The organism is uncultured Winogradskyella sp. (assembly GCF_947495255.1).
In the GTDB taxonomy this organism is placed as follows: Bacteria; Bacteroidota; Bacteroidia; order Flavobacteriales; family Flavobacteriaceae; genus Winogradskyella.
Genome location: NZ_CANLYI010000001.1, coordinates 421093 through 440175, shown reverse-complemented (window position 1 = coordinate 440175; position 19083 = coordinate 421093). Strand labels below are relative to the sequence as shown.

The following is a 19083-nucleotide window of genomic DNA, read 5'->3' as shown; positions in this document are numbered from 1 at the left end:
ACCAAAACAAAGGTAAACCTAAATTGTTTGCTTAATTTTACCGAATTATTAATAAATCATAAATATTAAGTGGGAAGTAAAAACAAACTAAAACGCTTTAAAGAAAACGAAACTTTTCATAATGTATATCAACCAACACGTGAAGAATTGGTGGATGCAACCTATAAGTTAAAAGGGAAATGGAGAACAGATGTTTTTAAAAATGAAAACCCTCTAATTTTAGAATTGGGTTGTGGTAAAGGCGAATATACGGTTGGTTTGGCTCAGCGCTATCCTAATAAGAATTTTATTGGTATAGATATTAAAGGAGCTAGGTTTTGGAGAGGTGCTAAAACGGCCATTGAAGAAGATATTCCTAATGCTGCTTTTATAAGAACTCAAATTGAGCTTGTAGATTCTGTTTTTGAAGAAAATGAAGTTGATGAAATCTGGATTACATTTCCGGATCCTCAGATTAAATATCAGAGAACAAAACACAGAATGACTAACCTACAGTTTTTAGAGCGTTATAAAAAAGTATTAAAACCTGGTGGATTAATGCATCTTAAAACGGATAGTGAATTTATGCATGGTTACACATTAGGCTTGTTACATGGTGCAGGTCATGAGGTTTTATATGCCAATCATAATGTGTATAAATTAGAAGGCAGTCCAGAGGATGTTACTAAAATTCAGACCTTTTATGAAAATCAGTATTTAGAGAAAGATAAAGCAATTACGTATATTAGATTTAAAATCAACTAAACTTGAGCATTACTGTTATTTTCTTTCTTGGCTTTATTGTAGCTTTAATTGGAGTTGTTCCACCTGGATTGCTTAACATGACAGCTGCTAGAATTAGCCTAAAAGAAGGTGCAGGACGTGGCATTATGTTCTCAACAGGTGTTTGTATTGTTGTTTATATTCAAACATATCTTGCTGCGATATTCGCTAGATATTTATCAAAAAATCAAGATGTCGTAGAAATTCTTCAACGTGTTGCCTTTGTTATTTTTGTTCTCATCACAGTTTATTTTTTAGTCCTAGCATCTAAGCAAAAAGAAGCAAAAAAAGAAACAGAAATTAAGAGTAAACACGGACGATTGTTACATGGTATGTTATTGTCTGCGCTTAATGTTTTTCCTATTCCTTATCAAGCTTACATGACCATTACATTGGTTTCTTTTGGTTGGATGAATTTTGAAAAATTAAGTATAATCACTTACGTTACAGGTGCAGCAACAGGAACATTTGCAATGCTTTATTTTTATATTTTCTTTTTTGATAAAATAAAAGATAGAAATTTCACATCTCAAAAGAGTATGAATCTTAGCATTGGTATCATTACTGGAGTTGTAGCACTTATTACATTTATTAATATAATTAGAGAACTTTAAATGAAACCAGAAACATTAGGTTTTTTTGAAAAAGTTTACGACGTCGCAAGACAAATTCCTTATGGTAGAATTACCAGCTATGGTGCAATTGCAAAGTATTTAGGAGCCGGAAAAAGTGCAAGAATTGTTGGTTATGCTATGAATGGTTCACACGGAAAAGACGTACCAGCACATAGAGTGGTTAACCGAAAAGGACTATTAACAGGTAAGCATCATTTTGAAGGAACAAACTTAATGCAACAATTGTTAGAGAGCGAAGGTGTTGAGGTTATCGAAAATCAAATTCAAAATTTTGAAACTTTATATTGGGATCCTGTGACAGAATTGAGATAATATTTTTCTATTAATTAGTACTATATTTATAGACCATATCCAAGTATAGTACAATTCAATTTATCTACTTCAAAATCTAAACTTTTAGCAGTATCTTTGTCTTTAGAATTAATCTTAATAAGAAAAAATTGAGTCTATGTTCTAGTCTCCGTTTTTTCTATTCTCATTATATATATGAAATTAGTAAAGCAAGATATACTTAACGCACTAAAAACTATTACAGCTCCAGGAGAAGGAGAAAACATGGTAGACAGTGGAGCAGTAACTAATGTGGTTACATTTGCAGATGAAGTGATTGTAGACATTACAATTAAAAATCCAAGTCTTCAGGCTCGTAAAAGGACAGAAGTCGATATTTTACAAACCATTCATAAAGAAGTTTATGAAAAAGCAAAAATAAAAGTCAATGTTAAAGTTGATGCTCAAGCGACTCAACCTAAAAATGAAATAAAAGGAAAAGCTATTCCTGGTATTCAGAATATTGTTGCCGTTGCTTCTGGTAAAGGTGGTGTAGGTAAATCTACAGTTACAGCAAATTTAGCAGTAACTTTAGCTAAGATGGGTTTTAAAGTTGGTGTTTTAGATGCTGATATTTATGGACCATCTATTCCAATTATGTTTGATGTAGCTAATGAAAGACCATTATCTGTAACAGTTGATGGAAAATCTAAAATGAAACCTGTTGAGAATTACGGAATAAAAGTATTATCAATAGGCTTTTTTACAAAACCAGATCAAGCCGTTATTTGGAGAGGGCCAATGGCTTCTAAAGCATTAAACCAAATGATTTTTGATGCAGCTTGGGGAGAATTAGATTTCTTATTACTCGATTTACCTCCAGGAACTGGTGATATTCACTTAAGTATTATGCAAGCGCTTCCAATTACAGGAGCAGTTGTTGTGAGTACACCACAAAATGTGGCTTTAGCAGATGCTAAAAAAGGAGTAGCGATGTTTCAACAAGACAGTATCAATGTTCCTGTTTTAGGAATTGTTGAAAACATGGCTTATTTCACACCAGCTGAACTTCCAGAAAATAAATATTATATATTCGGTAAAGAAGGAGCGAAGCATCTAGCTGAAGACTTAAATGTCCCGTTTTTAGGTGAAGTGCCATTAATACAAAGTATAAGAGAAGCAGGAGATTTAGGAAGGCCTGCAGCATTACAAACTGCAACTCCTATAGAAGAAGCTTTTGAAGCAATTACTCGTAATGTTGTACAAGAAGTTGTCAATAGAAATGAAGAATTACCTGCTACAGAAGCAATAAAAATTACAACAATGGCAGGTTGCTCTGCAGTTAAAAAGAATTAAATGAACTCAGAAGACCTTAGATTAAATGTTGAAAAAGCATTAGATGAAATCCGTCCGTTTCTTCAAAGTGATGGTGGAGATATTAATTTGTTATCTATTGATGATGGTAAGTTTGTAAAAGTACAATTAGTTGGTGCTTGTACGTCTTGTAGTGTTAATCAGATGACTTTAAAGTCTGGAGTAGAAATGACGATAAAAAAATATGCGCCTCAAATCGAACAAGTAATAAATGTAGAAAAGTAATGTGACATTTATCACATTCTTAATGAATTGACATTATTATTTTTGTCTTCAATTTTTTTATCCATGATTACAACAGACATACTTATTATTGGCGCTGGTCCAACAGGGCTTTTTACTGTTTTTGAAGCGGGACTATTAAAACTTAACTGTCATTTAATTGATGCATTGCCTCAACAAGGTGGCCAATGTTCTGAATTATATCCAAAAAAACCTATTTACGATATTCCTGCATATCCAGAAATTTTAGCTGGCGATTTAACGGATAAGTTATTGGAGCAGTGTAAGCAATTTGAACCTGGTTTTACATTAGGAGAACGTGCAGAAACCATAGAGAAACAAGAAGACGGTAGTTTTATTGTTACTACTAATAAAGGTACACAGCATAAAGCTCCAGTAGTTGCAATTGCTGGTGGTCTAGGTAGTTTTGAGCCTCGTAAACCTTTAATAGATAATATCACAGATTTTGAAGACTGTGGTGTTGAATATATGATTAAAGAACCTGAGCTTTATCGCGATAAAAAAGTTGTAATTGCTGGAGGAGGAGATTCTGCATTAGATTGGAGTATTTTTTTAAGTGATATCGCGTCTAGTGTTACATTAATTCACAGAAGAAATGAATTCAGAGGTCATTTAGATTCTGTTGAAAAAGTTCAAGAATTAAAGAATCTAGGAAAAATTAATCTTATAACTCCAGCAGAAATTACTGGTATCAACGGTAATGGTAAAGTAGAGAGTGTTGAAGTAACTAAGAAAGACGAAGAACCAATTTTAGTTGAAACAGACCATTTTATTCCATTATTTGGATTGTCTCCTAAGTTAGGGCCAATTGCAAATTGGGGACTTGAGATAGAGAAAAATGCGATCAAAGTAAATAATGCTTTAGATTACCAGACTAACATTCCTGGTATTTATGCTATTGGAGATGTAAATACATATCCAGGAAAATTAAAATTAATTCTTTGTGGTTTTCATGAAGCAACATTAATGTGTCAATCAGCTTATCAAATTATCAATCCAGGAAAGCGTTATGTTCTAAAATATACAACAGTTTCTGGAGTAGATGGATTTGATGGTACACGTAAAGAAGCACCCAAAGCGGTAGTAAAAGCAATAGACTAGTGGAGAATCCGGATATAAATATTACAATTATTGATAGAGAAGGTGTAAAGCACCAAATTGAAGCACCTACAGATATGGCAATGAACTTAATGGAAGTGGTTCGTTCTTATGAACTAGCTCCAGAAGGTACTATTGGTATTTGTGGCGGTATGGCTATGTGCGCCTCTTGTCAATGCTACGTTTTAAGTGAAACAGAGTTGCCAGAAATGCAAGATGATGAAGAAGCTATGCTTTCTGAAGCTTTTAATGTAAAGGATAATTCTCGTTTGGGTTGCCAAATTCAAATGACACCAGAAATGGAAGGTTTAGAGGTGGAGTTGGCTCCTGAATCTTAACAAATTCCTGCGAAGGCAGGAATCTCATAATATATTAACAAGTATTCTCTTTTACAAGAATGAGCAATGCAAATGATATAACTACAGGAGTCGCAGTTATAAAAAATGTATACCTGTTATAGTAATGTTCATATTTTAGGTCTCCATTGTTTTTTTGATAAATTCCATCAGATAGTTCCGTTAAAGCAGGCCCAAATAATTGTAATTTATTAGTAACCTGAAATCCTTCTATTTTACTTATTTTTCTAAAAAGAATCATTACTATCTTACATACTAATAGTGTAATAAATGGCGAAAATGTAAAAATCAAGTATTGATATCCGCATAAATAATTGCAGTTAGTCAAGAGCATAAATATTCCAATTAAACCTATAGAAAAAGAGATTTTAAGATATTTCTTAAATCGTTTTCTGTCTTTTAAATCTTCAGAGAATAATATTATTGGAAAGTTCAAAACACTACATATTATGATAACCATCCAAAAGTACATTTCCAATAATCCCATACTAATTACTCCGTTTTATAATCACTCAACAGCGTTGGTCCTTCCAACAAAAACCGATCGATCTTTAAATTTCCATCTTCTGAGGTTATTATTTGCCATTTAATTAAAGAAATAGCGCCATTTTCAATCTCTAAACCTGTAATACTTCGTGGGTGAACACAGCTACCATCATTAAAATAAGCTATATCTCCTGGTTCTGGGAAACGTGGTCTGTGTGTATGGCCAACAATAGTAATTAGATTGTTGTTATCGGTAATCCAACGTTTTGTGCGTCGTTCAATTTTAATGAGTTCTGTATAGTTTTTTGCAGGACTTGTTGGGTCAGCAATTCCCATAACATTGAGTGGTTTCCATAGAATACGAACCATAAAACGACTCCATTTCCAGAATAAAAAATTCCACCAATCTGCTTGGTGTCCATGCGTCAAAAATAACTCTTGTTTTGTTTCGGAATGCTCTAAAACAATACCTTCATGATATTTAATACCACAGAATAAATCTTCGTCATTACCAGTTTTTGGGTCAAAAAATGTAGATAAATGTTTTTCTACATATCTTGGGTCGCGATACACCATATCATGGTTTCCCCAAATCATGTGCAGTCTGTCTTCATCATGAAATTGTTTCATGAGCATATACACGTTTTTGTGCGCGTAGAAGATAGCTTCAAAAGATAGGTTTTCCCATAATTCGTCACCATCACCAAGTTCACAATAGTCAAAACCTTCAGAATAATAATGCCTTAATGCATGAAAATAAATGTTTCTATTATTTGCAAAATCATCAGCAAAACTGTTGTCTCCACGATGGCAATCACTGAATAATATATATTTAGAAGCATCGTTAAACTTAATGCGTTTTGCATTTTTATAAGCGCTATCTAATCTGGTTTTTGAAGACATAAAGTAAATGTAAACAAAAAAATGCTTCCCAATAAAGAGAAGCATTTCATTATTAATCTGTTATTTAAGCGGTTTTATTTTTTATAAAGTGGATCTACTCCAATTGTTCCGACCAATCGGTTTATATAATCAGCAGATTTTACATTATCACATAACGTTTTAGTTGTTGCTAAACGTGCTTTTAATTGCATGTCTTCTACTAAAATATCATTGTGAGAATCATTTATAAAAGCTTCTAAGTAATTAATTTGAGAACGGTAATACTTAATGTCCTTTTGTTGTTTTAAAGCTAATCTTTCTTTGTACCAATCGGCATTAACAACATAAGATCTATCAAAATATTTTCTCAGTTCTGGGTCACTAATATCTTTGCCATCGTAATGGCCATAAGCCATAATATTCAATAGAATTTTTAAAGGCGGAATGGCTGCTTCAATACTTCCATCTTCAAAATAGTTTAAAGCTACTTTTTGCTGTGCTTCAACAATATTATTAATACCATCTACAAAATCTTCTAAATTTTGTAATTCTGGTTTTAACATACGTTTATTAAATACAGCTGTTGGCTCATCAAACAATCTATTAAGGCATAGTAAAGAGAATTGTTTAGTAATTCTGTACCCTAAACGACTAGCTAATATTTTTTCACCATTATGTTCAAAATCTTCAAGTTTTTCTAAAGATCCGTTGGCAATTAAGTTTTTAGGATCTCTGTCTTCTGGTGCCATTCTTGCCCAAATCTCAGGGATTAATAAACTAACATCATGATCAATCTTATTTTCTGCACCAACATAACCTGCAGCCGTACTAAAACCATTAGATTCAGTTAAGATATGAGATAGTAAAGCGTTGTTTAAATCTGTTGTTGGTGTCAACATATTGAATGGAGCTTTAGTTAAAGCACCTTCTGATCCTGCACCTGTAGTTGAAGGCGATTTACCAGTTAAACTACAAATGAAGTCCATAAATAATTCAGGAGTTTCCTGATAATGAATTGGGTTGTAAACCGCTAATGGTCTAATGCCAGCTTCTCTATCTGCAGGATTATTTCTTCTACCTGGTAAAACTGCATTTACAACATGAATTACTGGGTCTTCTGGTTTAATTCTTCTACATAAACGAACACCAATATCTGAGATATAAGTCGCTTCAGTTTCGTTATAAAACTTATTAGGCTCTAAATAACGTGGGTTTTTTGTTGGTTCTCCATCTACAATTCTTGGGTGAGATGGTAGAACAAATTGTATGTCCTCATCATCAGAATCAATGATTTCTTTTATAAAATCTTTTACGGGTTGTGTGTACTTATCGTAATTGATGGTATCCTCATAGATGGCAATAGCATCTTTTTTAGATAACATTTCATAATTTGTTAAGAATCTGCCATCAGTAATAATATCTAATTCGGCAAGTTTATCATAACCTCTTACAATCGCTTCATCTGGTCTTTGAAATAAATGTGCTTCGCAATTGGTTAAGACTTTTACACTCTTGTTGGTATATTCTGGGTTTAAGTTTTTAAACTGCTCTTGTGGTAGTGTTATTGAAGCTGTTATGTCGTCCTCAGTTTGAATTTTTTCACTTGCAGAAAAATCTGAACGTAATTTGTTAAGCATCCAATTACCATCTTCATTAAATCCTATACGCACATAACTACCAACAACTGGTGTATGATTGTAAATTAAAGATGTGCCTTTTGCACCATTAATATATTCTACAGACATCATGTCTTTCCAGTTAAGGTTAGCACCATGAGCTTGTCTAAACAAACGTTTTACAAATAATACTAATGATCGAATGTGTACAGGAATGTTATTTAAAAATTCATTGAATTCATCTGAGTTTTCATCATTTGGTGTCAATAATTTAACAACAGAACCTAGTGTTCTTTTTTCACTTAAAAATGATCTTGATATTGGCCTATTTGGATCTTTAACTTTCCATCTCGTTGAGTAGTTGAACTCAATAATTTCATCGGCCTTCTTAAAGTCCTCATCAATATTATGAATGTTAAACGGGCTATAAGTAATGGCGTTTTGCATTGATTTAGAAATCTCTGATTTTCCACCTCCAGAAACTGTACAAGGTTTATGACAAAAAACACCTTCGGGATAGGTCTCTATCATACGCCATAAATCAATAGACTTATGTTTTTCTAATCTTAATTTATTTCCAGATGGATGTATATAGGTTTTAAAAGGCGATAACGTCAATTTTTGTTCCTTACCTTTATAATTCCATGTGATGCTATTAGTAGCCGTGTTGAAATATGAAGACTCAGGAATATATACAATGTTAGGATATTTTTTATCTACTGCATAATTTTCTGGTTTAAGCTCAATTCTATCTGCAATTAGGTTTTTAACACCTTCAAAAGTATGGTCTAATCCGTAATATTTAGCATAATCAGTACTGTCTACAGTTTCACCCATAACACGTCGAGCATATGCAATCGCTCCACCTGCATGTTCTTCTTCAGCTAAGCCAAATAAGTTGGCAGAATAACTGATTTGCGTTTTTATTTCTTTTTTAGAATAGCCAAAATAGTTGTCTGCAATTAATGTTATTACAACACCTCTTTCATCTCTACAGGTAATTTTAAATGCACCACCTTCATTATAAAGTTCATGTTCTTCTGTCCAGCACATGCCATCTTTTTTCTGACGGTCTGTAGCATCATCAAAATGAGGAAGACCTACCTCTTTCTTTTTTAATTTTAATAATTGAGGTGCAAGAACGATACAGCCTGTATGACCTGTCCAATGTTCTGGGTCTAACGCAGCATCATTATGTGCTAGGTTTGGGTCGCCTGCGTTGCCAAAAATAGATTCAACAAAATCTAAATTACTAACTAAAGTACCTGGTGCAAAAAAGCGAACTTCTAATGATTTTTGCGCAATAACACCTTTCACTTCTGGCGAAACCACAGGTCTAAGTAGCATTGAAACCATAGTTTCTGCTTTAGCGTCTTGGTTTGATGTAAAAGGAAGTGTTTTTAAGTCCTTAGATGGGTTAAAAGCAGCATGTAAAAAATGTGCTAAAACGACTTTAGGAACCTCTTGTTTATCTAAAGGAACAGGTAATGAACCTTCTACGATATGAAACGTTCCTTTTGTTGTTCTTTTATCGTGTAAAGGGTTATTTAAAATACCTTGCTTAATGCGTTTTGATGTAATTAAATCGCTTTCAAAGGAAGTACCATCTGGTGGTAAACTTGCTTCTCTAGCTTGTCCTTTTCTAGATAGAATTAATGTATTATTAGGAAGTACAAACGATTTGTCGATTGAAACATCCTTTAGGTAATCGTCTATAAAATTTTGAATTCTAGAATCAGCAGGACAAAGATGGCTTGCTAAAAGTCTCGATTTTTCTCGTAAACTTCTTATTAATCCTTGTGATAATACCTCGAATTTAGGATCACAGAATTTTTCTTTGTTACCTTCTGTGTCTTTGTATGTTGGTTGTCCTATTGAGGCTAATTGTAAATTGATGAATTGAATGAGCTCCTGTCTTGTGTCTTCCATACTAAATATCTGCTATTGAATTTTACTTGTAATTTTATTCAATGCAAATTTAGGCTTCAGCGGAATTAAAAAAGCTGTCAAATATCAGTTTATGAAAATTATAAAGGCTTAATTTGAAGTTTTAAGCCTTTATAATTTATGAGTTTTATTCTTATTTAAAGGCATTTAATCCAGTGATATCCAATCCTGTTATAAGTAAATGAATATCATGTGTACCTTCATAAGTAATAACACTTTCGAGGTTCATTGAATGACGCATAATAGAATATTCACCAGAAATTCCCATACCACCAAGCATCTGTCTTGCTTCTCGTGCAATGTTAATTGCCATTTCAACATTATTACGTTTTGCCATAGAAATTTGTGCTGAGGTTGCAGTACCTGCTTCTCTCATTACACCAAGTCTCCACGCTAATAATTGAGCTTTAGTGATTTCGGTAATCATTTCAGCTAATTTCTTTTGTTGTAGTTGAAATTGTCCAATTGGCTTGCCAAATTGCATGCGTTCTTTACTATAACGTAAAGCGGTATCGTAACAATCCATTGCTGCACCAATTGCTCCCCAAGCAATACCAAAACGTGCTGAATCTAAACATCCTAATGGTGCTCCTAATCCAGATTTGTTTGGTAATAAGTTCTCTTTAGGGACTTTTACATTATCAAAAATAAGTTCACCAGTAGCAGAAGCTCTAAGGGACCATTTATTATGTGTTTCTGGTGTAGAAAAACCTTCCATACCACGTTCTACAACTAAACCATGAATTCGTCCTTCTTCATTTTTAGCCCAAACTACAGCAACATCACAAAATGGTGAATTACTAATCCACATTTTAGCTCCATTTAAAAGATAATGGTCACCCATATCTTTAAAGTTGGTTGTCATACCTCCAGGATTAGAACCATGATCTGGTTCTGTTAATCCAAAAGAACCAATCCATTCACCTGATGCTAATTTTGGTAAGTATTTTCGGCGTTGCTCTTCGTTTCCGTATTTCCAAATGGGATACATTACTAAAGACGACTGAACAGACGCTGTACTACGAACACCTGAATCACCACGTTCAATTTCTTGCATTATTAAACCATAAGAAATTTGGTCTAAGCCTGCACCTCCATATTCTTCTGGAATGTAAGGTCCAAAAGCACCTATATCAGCTAAGCCTTTTACAATTTGTTTTGGGAATTCAGCTTTTTGAGCATATTCCTCTATAATAGGTGAGACATCACGTTTTACCCATTCTCTTGCAGCATCGCGCACTAACTTGTGCTCTTCTGTAAGTAATTCATCAAGATTATAATAATCTGGTGCTTCGAATAAATCTGGTTTCATTCTAATTTTGTTATTTATAACTTCTAATTCTGAGAAATTATCAAAATAGAAGGTGTTATTTTATAAGTTTAACAAAAGTAACGAAAACGATAGCATTGCCCAACAATAGATTTACATTTTCAGATAAAAATCTTTGGTCAATTGAATGTACGCTTCTGTATATTGGTGACGAGCAGTTTCTATAACTAATTGAGACGTTTTAGTTTTGCTTTTTGTAAACGAGAATTCTAATAAACTTCTTTTAATTTCTGAATCAAGGTTTCCTTTAACATGAAGTATCCGATTAGGAAATAAACCAGACTCAGAAGCCAATTCAATAAAATCACGTTCTTCCTTAACAGGAATTACAACAGAAAACAAACCATCTTTAGAGAGTAGATTAGCAACAGCAAAAATTAAATGTTCAAAAGGCATAGCATCATTAAAACGTGCTAAATCTCTCGATTTATTTTCAGTTTTATAGTCTTCGGAATAAAAAGGTGGATTACAAATAATAAGGTCAAATTTATCATCAACCTCTTCTACAAATTCTAATAAAGACGCATGATAGCAAAATAGGCGATCTGCCCAGGGCGAGTTTTCAAAATTCTCAGCGCATTGCTCAAAAGCATCCGCATCAATTTCTAAAGCCTCAATATTTTCAGCAAAACTTCTTTGAGCAATCATTAAGGATAAAACACCTGTTCCTGATCCAATATCTAATACCGAAAATGGATTCTGTTCTACAGAAGTCCATGCACCAAGTAAAACACCATCTGTGCCAATTTTCATAGCGCATTGATCTTGGTTCACTGAGAATTCTTTAAATTTAAATGGGAGTGAACTCATTATTCTTCAAGATACAAATCAATCAAGCCTTCTGGCGTGCTAACTTCAATGGTTTTGTTTTCTCGATCCACTTTAACTATAAACTCATCATTCATCGGAATCAAGATTTCAATACCATCTTTATCAATTTCAAATAAAGATTGTGCTGTAGTATCATTAATTCCTTTTAAAATTCCGACGTCACCATGGTTTGTATCTTTTATCGTAAAACCAATTACTTCATGGAAATAAAATTTATTGCCTTCAAGTTTAGGGAGTAAATTAAGAGGTAAGTATAAGTCTGTTTTCATTAAAGCATCAGCATCAGCTTCTGTGTCTACTTCCTCAAACTTTAAACGTAGTAAATTAGATTTGTGTAGTTGCGAAGATTCTACAAAGAATGGTACCATATTACCTTTTAGGTCTATAAATATAGCATCTAAATTGTCGTACAAATCGGGTTCGTCAGTATCTAACTTTACTAAAAGTTCTCCTTTAAAACTGTACTTTGATACAATTTTACCTAAATAAAAACAATCTTCTTTTTTCATAAAAAATCAAATAAAAAACCCAGACTATAGTAGTCTGGGTTTAAAAGTATAAAAAATAATTTTTTTATTCTTCTTCGTTAGAAGCAGTTTCTTCAGCTACTTCTTCAACAACAGGAGCTGCTGCTGCAATACGAGCTTCGTTTACTACTTTCTCTGCGTCTAATGCTTTAGCTCTCGCGTCTGCATCAGCTTTAGATAAACCGTCAGTTTTAGCTGCGATTTTAGCTGTTTTTTCTTCTAACCAAGCATTAAACTTTGTTTCTGCTTGCTCTTCAGTTAAAGCACCTTTTCTAACACCACCAGCTAAATGATTTTTAAGCATAGCACCTTTATAAGATAAAATTGCTTTTGCTGTGTCAGTTGGTTGTGCACCATTTTGTAACCATGTTACAGCACCATCAACGTTTAATTCAATAGTTGCAGGATTTGTGTTAGGATTGTAAGCACCTAATTTCTCTAGGTATTTACCATCTCTTTTAGAGCGTGAATCCGCTGCTACGATCCAGTAATAAGGTTTTCCTTTTTTACCGTGTCTTTGTAATCTAATTTTTACAGGCATAATAATTAATTAGTGAGGTTCTCGACCTCTGTTATTAATGAGGGCGCAAAGATACTATAATTTTCGAAAACACAATATATTATGTACACTTTAACTAAAAGAACATCTTTTTAACTAAAAGAAAAATCCAAGTTATGCTCTATATAAAAAATTATTATACTTTTGGGATTCTTGTTTCGTTATATTTGAGGCAAAGATAAAAGACCAATTAACACATGAAGAAACTAATCCTCTTATCTCTTGTTTTTTTAACCGTATTTAGTTGTGGTGATGAAGTACAATTTAATTCACCCGCTTTTCAGGGAGATCGCGAAAACGAACTTTGGAGAGCAACATCTTTCACAGCAAGTATTGAAACAAATGGATTCTTAACAATTACAGGTTCTAATAATTACGAAACAGTAAACCTAAGAGTACCTTCGGCCTCTGAAAATACATTTATTGTAGGTGAGGTTGATCTTATGGAAGCTGAATATTTAGATGGATTTGGTACAACATTTTCTACAAACAACAGACCAGATGAAAGTGTTTCTATTTACCCAGAATTAGGAGAAATTATAATCAGCGAAATAGATTTAGTAAATAAGACATTTACTGGAACATATAGATTTTTAGCTTTTGATGAGGACGGTTTAAATTCTATTGGGTTTACAAATGGAATTTTTTATAAAGTACCTCTAGTTTCTGGTGAGATTCCAGCAAATCCACTTACATGTGCCGATATTGAAATTGCGGCAAGTGATGCACTTATTGCTTATGAAGCTACTTTTGCTTCTAGTTTAGACTTTGTTAACAGCGCTGATTTTGCAGCGGCTTGTAGTACTTATAAAGAAGCATTAATTAGTCAACGTGGTTATTGTGGAGATCCAGATGGAACGATTCAAGCTAAAATTGATGAATTAAGTGGTGATTGTACAATGCCTTGTGAATATGCATCGGCAAATGTGGTAGAGGCAAATTCACAGTATACAACAGCTACAATTGGTAATTTTGATGAAAAATGTGCACAATACGCACTTTTTTTACAAGATGAAATAGATATTTGTGGTGATACAGATGGGAGCATTCAAGCTAAAATTGATGCCTTAGATTGTAGTGATGATGACAACGATGGTATACCCAATGTATTTGAAGATTTTAATGGTAATGATGATTTAGAAGATGACGATACAGATGGTGATGGTGTACCAAATTATTTAGATAATGACGATGATGGTGACGGTGTGTTAACACAGTTTGAAGCTGTTGATGCAGACGGAAATCCAATTGATACAGATGGTGATTTAGATGTAGATTACTTAGATAATGATGACGATGGAGATGCTATTTTAACTATAAACGAAAACGCAGATCCAAATGGAGATGGTAATCCTGATGATGCTGTTGATACAGATGGTAATGGTGTTCCAGATTATTTACAGCCTGTATAAAACATAGATAATACAATAATTATAAAAGCGTTATTCTTATAGAATAGCGCTTTTTTGTTTACAATTGTTTATAACTTCATTTCAAAAAAGTTCAAATTGTACGTAATTTTATATGCTAGATTTTCAGGAATTAAAACTTAATTATTGGTCATTTAAAGCGTAGTTCAAAAGCTTTTATGATTCTGTTTTTGAGCCGATTAGATTTCATTCGGCATAATATTCTGAAATACTTTAGATTAACAGTTTTTCCATTTTGGGGAAATTAAAAGAGGCTTTTTTTTATGTACTTAATATTCGATACAGAAACCACAGGATTACCAAAACGTTGGGATGCACCAATTACAGATACTGATAATTGGCCAAGATGTATACAAATTGCTTGGCAATTGCATGATGGCATGGGTAATTGTATAGAGCATCAAGATTATTTGGTGCAACCAGAAGGTTTCAATATCCCTTATGATGCTGAAAAAATTCATGGTATTTCAACTGAACTAGCCCAAGAGCAAGGTGTTCCACTTTCTGAAGTTTTAGAGAAATTCAACATCGCTTTATCAAAAACAAAATTTGTTGTCGGACAAAATGTAAAGTTTGATTTAAATATTATGGGAGCGGAATTTGTGCGTGAAGACGTAAATAATCCACTTCAAGAATTACCTGTTTTAGATACGTGTACAGAACATACAGCAAGCTTGTGTCAATTGCCTGGTGGACGATACGGAAAATTTAAACTACCAACTTTAACAGAATTACATCAATATTTATTCAATCAACCATTTGCTGAAGCACACAATGCAACAGCCGATGTTGAGGCAACCACACGTTGTTTTTTAGAATTAATAAGACGTAAGCAATATACCAAAGAACAGTTAGACGTTGAGCCAGAATATTTTGAGAATTTTAGGCAAGAAAATCCTGCTGAGATTCAGCTCATTAAGTTAAAACATATTAATCTTAAGAAGGAAAGTGCTAAGATTAACGCACGCCTTCAAAAAGAACAAGCAACACCAATAGTTGTAGATGAAGAAGCTGCATCTCAAATAAAAGCGGTTGATTTTGCGCATTTGCATAACCATTCGCAATATTCCATTCTTCAATCTACCATTAGTGTTAAGGATTTAGTGGCTGCAGCTGCCAGAGAAAATATGCCGGCTGTTGCTATGACAGATCATGGTAATATGATGGGAGCATTTCACTTTGTAACGGCTGTTTCTGGTCATAATAAAAAGGTTAATGCCCAGCATAAAGAAGCTGAAGCTGCTGGCTTAGAAAAGAAAGGTAAAATTATAAAACCAATTATTGGTTGTGAGTTTTTTGTGTGTGAAAACCATGCGGACAAAACCAGAAAAGACAACGGTTATCAAATTGTGTTAATGGCTAAGAATAAAAAAGGCTATCACAATTTGGCTAAATTATCGTCTGCGGCCTTTACAGATGGATTTTATTATGTTCCAAGAATTGATAAAAAACTAATTGAACAATACAAAGAGGATTTAATCTGCTTAACCGGAAACCTTTATGGTGAAGTACCAAGTAAAGTATTAAATGTTGGTGAAAACCAAGCGGAGGAAGCTTTGCTTTGGTGGAAAGAGACTTTTGGTGACGATTTGTATTTAGAGATAATGCGTCACAATCAGGAAGATGAAAACCGTGTGAATCCTGTTTTAATTCAGTTTTCAAAAAAGCACGATGTTAAATTGGTGGCAACCAATAATACTTATTACGTAGATCAAGAAAACGCCAATGCTCACGATATTCTATTGTGTGTAAAGGATGGTGAAAAACAAGCCACACCAATAGGTCGCGGTCGTGGTTATCGTTACGGTTTACCAAATCAAGAATATTATTTTAAGTCTTCAGAAGAAATGAAGGCTTTGTTTAGAGATGTGCCTGAGGCCATTGTGAATATCCAAGAGGTTGTAGATAAAATTGAACCATATGAGTTGGCTAGAGATGTACTGTTGCCAGCTTTTGATATTCCAGATGAGTTTAAATACGAAGAAGATTTAGCGGATAAAGGTAAACGTGGAGAGAATGCATTTTTACGACACTTAACTTACAAAGGTGCCAAAATCCGTTATGGTGATATTACACCAGAAATTGAAGAACGTCTCGATTTTGAGTTAAGCGTTATCGAAAAAACGGGTTATCCTGGTTATTTCTTAATTGTAGAAGATTTTATTCGTGAAGCCAGAAAAATGGACGTTTCCGTTGGTCCTGGTCGTGGTTCTGCAGCAGGTTCTGTTGTTGCTTATTGTTTGTGGATTACAAATATTGATCCCATTAAGTACGATTTACTTTTTGAGCGTTTCTTAAATCCGGATCGTGTAAGTATGCCAGATATTGATATTGATTTTGATGATGAAGGTCGAAGTCGTGTTATGGATTATGTCATCGAAAAATATGGCGCCAACCAAGTGGCTCAGATTATTACCTATGGTACTATGGCGGCAAAATCGTCTATTAGAGATACAGCCAGAGTATTAGATTTGCCATTAAATGAAGCGGATCATCTTGCTAAGTTAATTCCGTTGATGTCTAAACTTGGAAAGATTTTTGGACTTTCTGAAAAAGAATTAGCTAAGAAATTTAGAGCTGAGGATTTAGAGAAAATTAATGAATTACTTAATATTTCTGATGGTGACGATTTACAAGCAGAAACCTTAAATCAAGCCAGAATCTTAGAAGGTTCGGTTCGTAATACTGGTATTCACGCTTGTGGTGTTATTATTACACCAGGTGATATTACCAATTATGTTCCTGTTGCTTTAGCTAAAGATTCCGATTTATATGTCACTCAATTTGACAACTCTGTTGTAGAAGATGCAGGTTTATTAAAGATGGATTTCTTGGGACTGAAAACCTTAACTTTAATTAAAGATACGGTAAAGATTGTAAAAGCGAAGCATGATATTTTGCTCGACCCAGAGAATTTTCCACTAGATGATGTAAAGACTTACGAGTTATTCCAACGAGGAGAAACGGTTGGTGTGTTTCAGTATGAATCACCAGGTATGCAGAAACATATGAAGAATCTTAAACCTACGGTTTTTGATGATTTAATTGCCATGAACGCCTTATATCGTCCCGGTCCAATGGAATATATCCCAAGTTTTATTGCACGTAAACATGGTGATGAAGAGATTTTATACGATTTACCAGAAATGGAAGAGTACCTCAAGGAAACCTACGGAATTACGGTTTACCAAGAGCAAGTAATGCTTCTGTCTCAAAAACTTGCAGATTTCACTAAAGGTGAAGCCGATGTTTTGAGAAAAGCAATGGGTAAAAAGCAGATTGCGGTTTTGGATAAGATGAAACCAAAATTTATTGAGCAAGCAGGAGCCAAAGGATTAGACAAAACAAAGCTCGAAAAAATCTGGAAGGATTGGGAAGCCTTTGCGAGTTATGCCTTTAACAAATCGCACTCCACATGTTATGCTTGGATTGCTTACCAAACTGCATATTTAAAAGCGCATTATCCAGCAGAATATATGGCTGCAGTTTTGTCTAATAATATGAATGATATTAAGTCCATAACCTTCTTTATGGAAGAGTGTAAACGGATGCGATTACCGGTTTTAGGACCAGATGTTAATGAAAGTTTTTACAAGTTTTCAGTAAACAAAGACAATGCCGTTCGTTTTGGAATGGGAGCCATAAAAGGTGTAGGTCATGGTGCTGTAAAAACTATTGTAGAGAACAGAAAAGAAGATGGACACTATAAATCTATTTTCGACTTAGCCAAACGAATTGATTTGCGTGCTGCCAATAAAAGGGCATTTGAAGGCTTGGCTAATGCAGGCGGATTTGATTGTTGGCCAGAAACGCACAGAGCGCAATATTTTGCAAATGATGGAGATGGTATAAGCTTTTTGGAAAAAGCAGTTAAGTATGGTGCCAAGCATCAGGAAAATGAAAACTCGGCACAAGTCAGTTTATTTGGTGCAGCTAGTGATGTACAGATTGCAGAGCCTGTTGTTCCGCCTTGTGAAGATTGGGGAACCATGGAAAAATTATCCCGAGAAAGAGAAGTGGTTGGTATTTATATTTCTGGTCATCCGCTTGACGATTTTAAAACTGAAATGAAAACATTTTGCAACGGAAGCATTGATTTGTTTAACGATTTAGAAGCCGTTGTAAATAAAGAAATCACCTTTGGAGGTGTGGTTACAGATGTGCAACATCGTGTAAGTAAACAAGGAAAAGGTTGGGCAATTTTTACCATTGAAGATTATAGAGATAGTTTTGAGTTTAGAATTTTTGGGGAAGATTATTTAAAGTTTAGACACTTCTTTGTTATTAACTCATTTGTGTATGTGCGAGCCTTTGTGCGCGAAGGTTGGGTAAACAGAGATACAGGTAAAAAAGGTGATCCAAGAATTCAGTTTAATAGTTTTCAGCTACTGCATGATGTTATGGATACTTATGCAAAGAAACTGTCCATTCAACTAAATATTAGAGACTTAGAAAAAGATAAAATTGCAGTTTTGTACGATTTAATTAAGTTTCACGAAGGCAACCAAACGTTAACTTTTGTGGTCTACGATAATGCCGAAAAAATTAAAGTGCAAATGCCAAGTCGAAAAAATAAGATTAAAATTTCTCAGGAGCTTTTGGATGGTTTGAAGGAAAATGATGTGATGTATAAGTTGAATTAATTTTAATGCTTAATATATGCGTATTGTAAAACAGTTAGAAGAAAACCCTGCAAATGAAGAAAAATTCGAAAATATTTTCAATTTTAATTACTCT

16 protein-coding genes are annotated in these 19083 nt (G+C 33.8%); 9 read left to right on the top strand and 7 right to left on the bottom strand.

From position 1 onward, the window contains the following. Nucleotides 1-69 precede the first annotated feature (69 nt). The 7 genes from trmB to Q0807_RS01860 all read left to right on the top strand — a co-directional run bounded on the left by trmB (nucleotide 70) and on the right by Q0807_RS01860 (nucleotide 4720). Entirely contained in the window at nucleotides 70-744 is a 675-nt protein-coding gene (gene trmB, locus Q0807_RS01890; RefSeq protein WP_299105720.1) for a tRNA (guanosine(46)-N7)-methyltransferase TrmB, read from the top strand. A gap of 2 nt (nucleotides 745-746) precedes the next feature. Further along, nucleotides 747-1376, top strand: coding sequence for a LysE family transporter (locus Q0807_RS01885; protein WP_299105718.1), 630 nt, complete (start codon nucleotides 747-749; stop codon nucleotides 1374-1376). Continuing rightward, nucleotides 1377-1709: an MGMT family protein gene (locus tag Q0807_RS01880; RefSeq protein ID WP_299105716.1), complete on the top strand. Its 333-nt coding sequence runs from the start codon at nucleotides 1377-1379 to the stop codon at nucleotides 1707-1709. It begins immediately after the preceding gene. Between the two features lie 174 nt (nucleotides 1710-1883). Next, a complete protein-coding gene (locus tag Q0807_RS01875) occupies nucleotides 1884-3023 on the top strand; it encodes an Mrp/NBP35 family ATP-binding protein (RefSeq protein WP_299105714.1) in 1140 nt (379 codons plus the stop codon). Further along, on the top strand, nucleotides 3024-3266 hold the full coding sequence (locus tag Q0807_RS01870; RefSeq protein ID WP_299105711.1) for a NifU family protein: 243 nt from the start codon (nucleotides 3024-3026) through the stop codon (nucleotides 3264-3266). A 63-nt stretch (nucleotides 3267-3329) separates the two neighbouring features. Then, complete coding sequence (locus Q0807_RS01865; RefSeq protein WP_299105709.1) at nucleotides 3330-4385, top strand: NAD(P)/FAD-dependent oxidoreductase; 1056 nt, start codon at nucleotides 3330-3332, stop codon at nucleotides 4383-4385. Continuing rightward, a complete protein-coding gene (locus Q0807_RS01860; RefSeq protein WP_299105707.1) occupies nucleotides 4385-4720 on the top strand; it encodes a 2Fe-2S iron-sulfur cluster-binding protein in 336 nt (111 codons plus the stop codon). The genes Q0807_RS01865 and Q0807_RS01860 overlap by 1 nt, the downstream gene beginning before the upstream one ends. 34 nt (nucleotides 4721-4754) lie before the next feature. Here the strand turns inward: Q0807_RS01860 and Q0807_RS01855 are convergent, their stop codons facing one another. The 7 genes from Q0807_RS01855 to Q0807_RS01825 form a co-directional block, all read right to left on the bottom strand. After that, complete coding sequence (locus Q0807_RS01855) at nucleotides 4755-5225, bottom strand: hypothetical protein (RefSeq protein WP_299105705.1); 471 nt, start codon at nucleotides 5223-5225, stop codon at nucleotides 4755-4757. 5 nt (nucleotides 5226-5230) lie between these two features. Continuing rightward, entirely contained in the window at nucleotides 5231-6127 is an 897-nt protein-coding gene (locus Q0807_RS01850; protein ID WP_299105702.1) for a metallophosphoesterase family protein, read from the bottom strand. 74 nt (nucleotides 6128-6201) lie between these two features. Next, nucleotides 6202-9651, bottom strand: a complete 3450-nt coding sequence (locus tag Q0807_RS01845; RefSeq protein WP_299105700.1) for a hypothetical protein — start codon at nucleotides 9649-9651, stop codon at nucleotides 6202-6204. A 151-nt stretch (nucleotides 9652-9802) separates the two neighbouring features. Beyond that, nucleotides 9803-10981 carry an acyl-CoA dehydrogenase family protein gene (locus tag Q0807_RS01840; RefSeq protein WP_299105698.1) on the bottom strand — a complete coding sequence of 393 codons (1179 nt, stop codon included), beginning with the start codon at nucleotides 10979-10981 and terminating at the stop codon, nucleotides 9803-9805. A 111-nt stretch (nucleotides 10982-11092) separates the two neighbouring features. Next, nucleotides 11093-11809 (bottom strand): tRNA1(Val) (adenine(37)-N6)-methyltransferase, encoded by a 717-nt coding sequence (locus Q0807_RS01835; protein ID WP_299105696.1) that lies wholly within the window; start codon nucleotides 11807-11809, stop codon nucleotides 11093-11095. Next, the gene (rimM, locus tag Q0807_RS01830) at nucleotides 11809-12339 is read right to left on the bottom strand and encodes a ribosome maturation factor RimM (RefSeq protein ID WP_299105694.1); all 531 of its coding nucleotides are present in this window, start codon (nucleotides 12337-12339) and stop codon (nucleotides 11809-11811) included. The genes Q0807_RS01835 and rimM overlap by 1 nt, the downstream gene beginning before the upstream one ends. A gap of 64 nt (nucleotides 12340-12403) precedes the next feature. Next, on the bottom strand, nucleotides 12404-12898 hold the full coding sequence (locus Q0807_RS01825) for a 30S ribosomal protein S16 (protein WP_299105692.1): 495 nt from the start codon (nucleotides 12896-12898) through the stop codon (nucleotides 12404-12406). Between the two features lie 215 nt (nucleotides 12899-13113). Here Q0807_RS01825 and Q0807_RS01820 point away from each other — a divergent pair, with 215 nt between their 5' ends. Beyond that, nucleotides 13114-14328: a DUF6252 family protein gene (locus Q0807_RS01820; protein WP_299105690.1), complete on the top strand. Its 1215-nt coding sequence runs from the start codon at nucleotides 13114-13116 to the stop codon at nucleotides 14326-14328. Between the two features lie 281 nt (nucleotides 14329-14609). After that, nucleotides 14610-18989 (top strand): DNA polymerase III subunit alpha, encoded by a 4380-nt coding sequence (gene dnaE, locus Q0807_RS01815; protein WP_299105687.1) that lies wholly within the window; start codon nucleotides 14610-14612, stop codon nucleotides 18987-18989. Nucleotides 18990-19083: the final 94 nt, after the last annotated feature.

Excerpts from the sequence above, each read along its gene's own strand:
- Q0807_RS01880 (WP_299105716.1), top strand. The coding sequence starts at position 1,377 with ATGAAACCAGAAACATTAGGTTTTTTTGAAAAAGTTTACGACGTCGCA.
- Q0807_RS01875 (WP_299105714.1), top strand. The coding sequence starts at position 1,884 with ATGAAATTAGTAAAGCAAGATATACTTAACGCACTAAAAACTATTACA.
- Q0807_RS01870 (WP_299105711.1), top strand. The coding sequence starts at position 3,024 with ATGAACTCAGAAGACCTTAGATTAAATGTTGAAAAAGCATTAGATGAA.
- Q0807_RS01865 (WP_299105709.1), top strand. The coding sequence starts at position 3,330 with ATGATTACAACAGACATACTTATTATTGGCGCTGGTCCAACAGGGCTT.
- Q0807_RS01855 (WP_299105705.1), bottom strand. The coding sequence starts at position 5,225 with ATGGGATTATTGGAAATGTACTTTTGGATGGTTATCATAATATGTAGT.
- Q0807_RS01850 (WP_299105702.1), bottom strand. The coding sequence starts at position 6,127 with ATGTCTTCAAAAACCAGATTAGATAGCGCTTATAAAAATGCAAAACGC.
- Q0807_RS01845 (WP_299105700.1), bottom strand. The coding sequence starts at position 9,651 with ATGGAAGACACAAGACAGGAGCTCATTCAATTCATCAATTTACAATTA.
- Q0807_RS01840 (WP_299105698.1), bottom strand. The coding sequence starts at position 10,981 with ATGAAACCAGATTTATTCGAAGCACCAGATTATTATAATCTTGATGAA.
- Q0807_RS01835 (WP_299105696.1), bottom strand. The coding sequence starts at position 11,809 with ATGAGTTCACTCCCATTTAAATTTAAAGAATTCTCAGTGAACCAAGAT.
- rimM (WP_299105694.1), bottom strand. The coding sequence starts at position 12,339 with ATGAAAAAAGAAGATTGTTTTTATTTAGGTAAAATTGTATCAAAGTAC.
- Q0807_RS01825 (WP_299105692.1), bottom strand. The coding sequence starts at position 12,898 with ATGCCTGTAAAAATTAGATTACAAAGACACGGTAAAAAAGGAAAACCT.
- Q0807_RS01820 (WP_299105690.1), top strand. The coding sequence starts at position 13,114 with ATGAAGAAACTAATCCTCTTATCTCTTGTTTTTTTAACCGTATTTAGT.
- dnaE (WP_299105687.1), top strand. The coding sequence starts at position 14,610 with ATGTACTTAATATTCGATACAGAAACCACAGGATTACCAAAACGTTGG.